Genomic DNA, 5,042 nt, shown 5'->3' on the forward strand with positions numbered 1-5,042 from the left:
GTCGACTGTTTGATCGGCTTCGTCGTCGTCTGCGCGGCCGACGCCGCCGGCAGGGCGAGCGGCGCTTTCGCAGCGAGCGGTAACGCGGCAGGCGGCTGCCCCGGTTTCTTCGGCTGTTGCGGTTTCGGCTGGGGCTTGGCCGGTTGTTGCGCCTGCGGCGGCTTCTGCGGAAGCTTCGCGGCCTTCTTGGGCATCACGTACACGCCGTGCAACAGGTACTCGACCACGCCGAGCGCGATCGTAAGCTCCTCGGCGGTGTGGCCCTTGACCTCGTGCGCGGCGTTGTTGCCCATGAACCGCAGGCTGTGAAGAATCTTCGCCCCGTCACCGCTCACAACGTTCAGGGTGACCAGCGCATCGATCTTCTTCTCCAGATTGTGCCCGGTTGCCTTGCGGTCACGGCTTGCTTCCCCTCGATGGCGGCGAGCGTCTCCCGGTAGATGGTCGCGATGCCGTGGGGCACGTCGAACAGCCCGTCCATCTCCGGGCGGCCGGCCTGCCGACTGGGGTAAAGGGTGTAACTCTTGGAGAGCTGCTGATCACCGGCGCGCTCGTCCCACTCCCAGTCCTCGGTGTTGGTCGACTCGATACAGAAGCTGACCGTCCGGCAGCCGGGGCACACGACGACCATGTAGTCGTCCCACACCCGGATGTCGCCGTCGGGGCTCTCGTCGCTCGTGTCGACGACGGCCAAGACCTTGTGGCACGTCGGGCCGTTGCACCGCGCGCACGCGACCCACACTTCCCCGCCGGGCTTTCCGACCGTGATGGACGATGTTTGACTCATTGGGCACCTTTGAGGAAACGTAACCTTTCGTTGCACTGACACTTGCCGCTGCCGTGCGGTTCGGATCAACCGACGCGCCCGAGCCATCGGCTCTCGAGTTCCTTCCCGAACCGGTCGCGGTGAGCCGCCTGCCACTCCCCGAGCACTTCGTTCCAGCCCGCCATGTGCTCGGCGTCGCGAAAGCTGGGTGCATCGAACCCCCAGTCGAGCGCCTTCGCACGGGTTGCGGCCTCCTCGACTTCGCCGTCCGGAGTCCACTCGCCCGTGCCGCGGCGGTAAATGTGCGTCAGCTCGTGTGCGATCACCGCGACGCGCACCTCGTCGGGTGAGGTCAAGGAGAAGTACGGCGCGAGGAACGTAACTGCGGTGCGGTCGGGGGCGTACGCGCAGCGCCCGAACGGCGCCTGATCGTCGTGGTCCATGCGGAAGCACAGGTACGCCGTTCCCGGGCACCGGCGCAAGTACTCTGCGATCGGACCCTTCGCCTGCGGCGAGAGGCGCCGCCACGTCTGGTCGAAATGCCGCTTGAACTGCCGGGCGATGTCCCTCATCAGTCCGTCGTGGAGCTTGAGGGCTTTCGGGATCAGGTCGGTAATGGGCGTCCTGTAGGCACGGAGGGACCCTAATAAAGATTAGAGTCAACCGCGCGGCGTAAGGATTCGGAGAAAGCTTGGTCGCCGAGAGTTTTTCGCAAGACCAATCCCAACATGCAGTTGCGCTACGTATCGTTGTGTGCCCAAGGTGGGTGGATCTGGCGGCCCTACTGACCTTGCGCGTTCGTCGCGGTTGCGCTCTTCTGGACGACAGGAGGTATACGATGACATGCTACTGCTGCCGGCGGATGAACCGCGAAGTGTGCCTGTGCAACGGCCCGACATGCCGGACGTGCCTGCGGTGCGAGGCGCACTGCCAGTGTATTCAGAAGCCTAAGGGGCCGGCGTGCGCGAAGCCGAAGGGGCCGAAGTAAGGCGTCCGTTCCCGCCCCCGGGAATGAAAATCCGGGGCATCGCAACGCGACGTAAGTGTCACCCGTGCGGCGTCCCCAAAATGTCCCCATTTTCTATGAGGCGGAAAGGTCGCCCGGAAATGAGAACGCCGCAAGGTGTTACCCTTGCGGCGTTTAAGCTCAGCGAGGACGACGGGACTCGAACCCGCAACCACCGGATCGACAGTCCGGTACTCTAACCAATTGAGCTACGTCCCCAACTAATCTAGATCTTAGCGTTTCGAACAGTTTTGGCCACTTCAACTTTCGGATATTTCACACAAAGCATCCAGGATCGAATTTTAATACGATACACGCTTATGCCTTGCAGCTACACCCTTTAGTATCAATGTCGAGGGCCGTGTCTGAACCAAATTCTACACCGCCGGCGCCTGACGGCAAGAGGCACCTGCCCGAACAAGCCGTATCCTGGCCTCCTGCTTATTACGCGGAGTGAAGCGCCTCCGAAACAGACAGCTGCCGCTGCGATTTTGACGAGCGGCGATCGCGTGTGGAGGCACCGCGATGATTACCGAGTTGCATTTGAGCACACCTTAGATGTGTGTTTTGAAACTGGCGCTGCAACGCAAATTCGGATTACGTACTCCGTTTGCGCGAGCCGTCGTCGATACCCAACGACTCTGGCGCACGAGCCGTGGAAGCGGTTGGACTCGCTGCTCCCTACGCCCAAATGCGGCACGCCGCAATGGCGGTCACCCGCTCGTGGTGAGCCGGCGGGAGGTGGTGAACGTGATCTTCTGTCACTTGCGGGCCGGTAGGGCGTGACGGATTATGCCTCACGACTTGCCGGACGGGTGAACGGTGTACAGCCAGTTCCGCGCCTGGCGGTTAGACGGCACCTGGGACCGCGTACACGCCGCGCTCCGTGCGAAGGTGCGAATCGGGCCGGGCACACACCCACCGCGGCGAGGTGCCGGGACGAGTTCCCCCACCTCAGCTACAACCGCGATCATGCGCCAAGTCTTCTTCGCTCTCTGCCTGTGTCGTGGTCTCGGCACCGCCGTTCCGGTGCCAGTGCCTCCGCCAGCGGCAAAGCCGGCGCGGAAGCCGGCCGGTCCTGAGTATGAGCCGAGAAACTTCCTGGGCCGGGTTGAGTCGGTTGTGAGAACCTCGATCGTCATCAAGCCCGAAGGCTACCTCCCCGCGGCTTTCCGCCGGTGGACCTACTCTTCACGTTGCCTTCGAGGTAATGGGTCACCTCCTTCCAGCCCTCATCCCCTTTCAGTAACGGGCGGGCGGTGAGGTACGGCATGTTCGTGTGGCAGGTGATGCACTGGCGGTCGCGGGTCCAGTTCACGCCCACGCCGTCCAGGTACTCGCCCGCCTTCACCAGCGAAAGCTCTTTGGCGAACGGCTCGGCCGGTTCCGTGGCCGCCGGCTGCGGAAAATCCGTCGCCGAAACCGGCCCGACCAGAACAAGCACATTGCCAACAGCGAGCTGTGCAAGAGCGATCCCGCAGGTGAATCACCAAGCGGGGTGCGAGCGACGACCGCGTCAACCTCGTGGGAAAGGGGAGACATGACGCGCACAACTCATCCCGCGGCAAACCATATGCACAGCAACTCGCAAAATTAACAAGCCGCCATATCGATTGAGCAGCAAGGACCCACGACAGAACAGCCGCGCTCGATATTTTCACAATGCGCCGGCTCCAATCTTCACAATGCTCCGATCCCAAGAAACGTAAAGCACTTCGGCTGAACGGGCAGCCTCACGAGCGCATAAATCATTCGCACTGCGATTGAGCCCATTGCGCCAGTCGTTACCATGCCGATGCGTCGAGTGAGCCGAGAGCGTTTTCCCCACAGCTTTCAAGATGCCATGCTCCGCACCGCCGTGTCCCGATTCGCACAGCTTCTTCGCAACTCTGCCCGTGCGTCGAACGTCCGGAATGCAAGAACTTCATCCGGGCGGAAGGCGCGCCTCGGGTTGGAGCAGTTCGAGCCGCGCGAGGTGCTCGCAGCGTTCACCTGGACCGGCGCGGTAAGCGCCGTGGCTTCGGACCCGGACAACTGGTCGAACAACGAGTCGGACTACAGGGCACCGACAGACGGTGACGATGTGTACTTCGGGGCCATGTCGTCCGGGTCCCATGACTGCGAGGGATTGCACTCGGATATTGCCGGGTTCAACTCCTTGACCCTAGCTGCCGGTTACGACGGAACCGTCACAATCGCCGCGGACAACTTCCTCAACACCGGCGATTTCACACTCGCTGGCGGCGCCATCGCCCAACCATCCGAACTTATCACGCCCATTGAAATCAACGGCCTGTTCACCTGGACCGGCGGCGTCCTGAACAGCAACGTCTACGGGGGCGGCGTCTACATCAACGGCGGGGGCACGATCACCCCGCCGCAGGGCGGCGCGCTCACAACCGGTAGTACGCTCGTGTTCGGCAGTTCGGACGGCACTGAAAAAACAACCGCCGTCGATGGCCAGGGGACCGTTCTTCTCGCCAAAACGAGTGACAACGCCATCTTCGTTAACCAGAATGCGAAAGTGGTGAACCAGGTTCGCCAAGTCGGGTCACCTCAAGTGTGGAAATGTGTCGACCCAGCGAAAGGCTTGCTGACATTGGACGTGGCCGGACAGTGGGGGTACACGGGAACCGGAACGATCGAGGACGATCTCCGGGTTATCAACCAAGGTGGGATTTTTTATCTTACGGGGCAGGCCACCGTGGAACTCACGGGTGGTAACGCCACAACACCAAGCTACGCTCAGACCAGCGGAAGCTGGTTGTTCAAACCAAGTCTCCGGATTATGGCAGGTTGTGTTCTGGATGTGAGCGCCAGCAAGGGGGCGCGGATCAGCGGTGGGGACGTACAGATCTACGGAAATGCGGCACTCGGGTTGAACGCGCAAACCGCGACGATGAAAGGCACTTACGAGATGACGGGTGGCAGCATCGGCTTTCCGAGTCCGCTCTTTGTCGGAACGGCGTTCGCGTGGTTCACGTTCAAGGTTGACGGCGACGCGCTGTGGTCCGGTGGCGATTTCGCGACCGGTATCGAGGGTGCGGTCAACATGGGTCAAGCTCACCGCTGGGAGGTGAAGGGCAAGCTCACGGTTGGCGCGAATGCGAAGATCGTCGCAACAAACGTGGGTGGGGGACAGCAGGTAAACGGCACTTGGGATGTGATCGCTTGCGACACTACCGCCGACGCTACGCTCCCGGCTACCAACGCGGGATGGACCGCCGTCGCAATTCCGAACAAGAAAGGCTTCCAGGCCAAGAAATAATT

At 61.8% G+C, this 5,042-nt stretch carries 5 protein-coding genes and 1 tRNA gene; 1 reads left to right on the forward strand and 5 read right to left on the reverse strand.

What is annotated here, in order from left to right; translation table 11 throughout:
- The 5 genes from R5W23_RS05655 to R5W23_RS05675 form a co-directional block, all read right to left on the reverse strand.
- Window positions 1-374: DUF4145 domain-containing protein (locus R5W23_RS05655; protein WP_320685494.1), on the reverse strand; the 374-nt coding region annotated here is incomplete at its 3' end.
- Window positions 341-787 carry a hypothetical protein gene (locus R5W23_RS05660; RefSeq protein WP_320685490.1) on the reverse strand — a complete coding sequence of 149 codons (447 nt, stop codon included), beginning with the start codon at window positions 785-787 and terminating at the stop codon, window positions 341-343. The genes R5W23_RS05660 and R5W23_RS05655, both read right to left, overlap by 34 nt.
- Window positions 788-852: 65 nt before the next feature.
- Entirely contained in the window at window positions 853-1,338 is a 486-nt protein-coding gene (locus R5W23_RS05665; RefSeq protein WP_320685491.1) for a gluzincin family metallopeptidase, read from the reverse strand.
- A 579-nt stretch (window positions 1,339-1,917) separates the two neighbouring features.
- Window positions 1,918-1,991: transfer RNA gene (locus tag R5W23_RS05670), tRNA-Asp, on the reverse strand.
- Window positions 1,992-2,913: 922 nt separating this feature from the next.
- Window positions 2,914-3,216 (reverse strand): hypothetical protein, encoded by a 303-nt coding sequence (locus R5W23_RS05675; protein WP_320685492.1) that lies wholly within the window; start codon window positions 3,214-3,216, stop codon window positions 2,914-2,916.
- A 399-nt stretch (window positions 3,217-3,615) separates the two neighbouring features.
- Between R5W23_RS05675 and R5W23_RS05680 the strand changes: the two genes are divergently transcribed.
- The gene (locus tag R5W23_RS05680) at window positions 3,616-5,040 is read left to right on the forward strand and encodes a hypothetical protein (RefSeq protein ID WP_320685493.1); all 1,425 of its coding nucleotides are present in this window, start codon (window positions 3,616-3,618) and stop codon (window positions 5,038-5,040) included.
- Window positions 5,041-5,042 lie beyond the last annotated feature (2 nt).

The sequence above is a fragment of the Gemmata algarum genome (assembly GCF_034097035.1).
Lineage (GTDB): Bacteria > Planctomycetota > Planctomycetia > Gemmatales > Gemmataceae > Gemmata > Gemmata algarum.

What these genes read in the sequence shown, in the direction of transcription:
- R5W23_RS05660 (WP_320685490.1), bottom strand. Translation starts at nt 787, where the DNA reads ATGAGTCAAACATCGTCCATCACGGTCGGAAAGCCCGGCGGGGAAGTG.
- R5W23_RS05665 (WP_320685491.1), bottom strand. Translation starts at nt 1,338, where the DNA reads ATGAGGGACATCGCCCGGCAGTTCAAGCGGCATTTCGACCAGACGTGG.
- R5W23_RS05680 (WP_320685493.1), top strand. Translation starts at nt 3,616, where the DNA reads ATGCTCCGCACCGCCGTGTCCCGATTCGCACAGCTTCTTCGCAACTCT.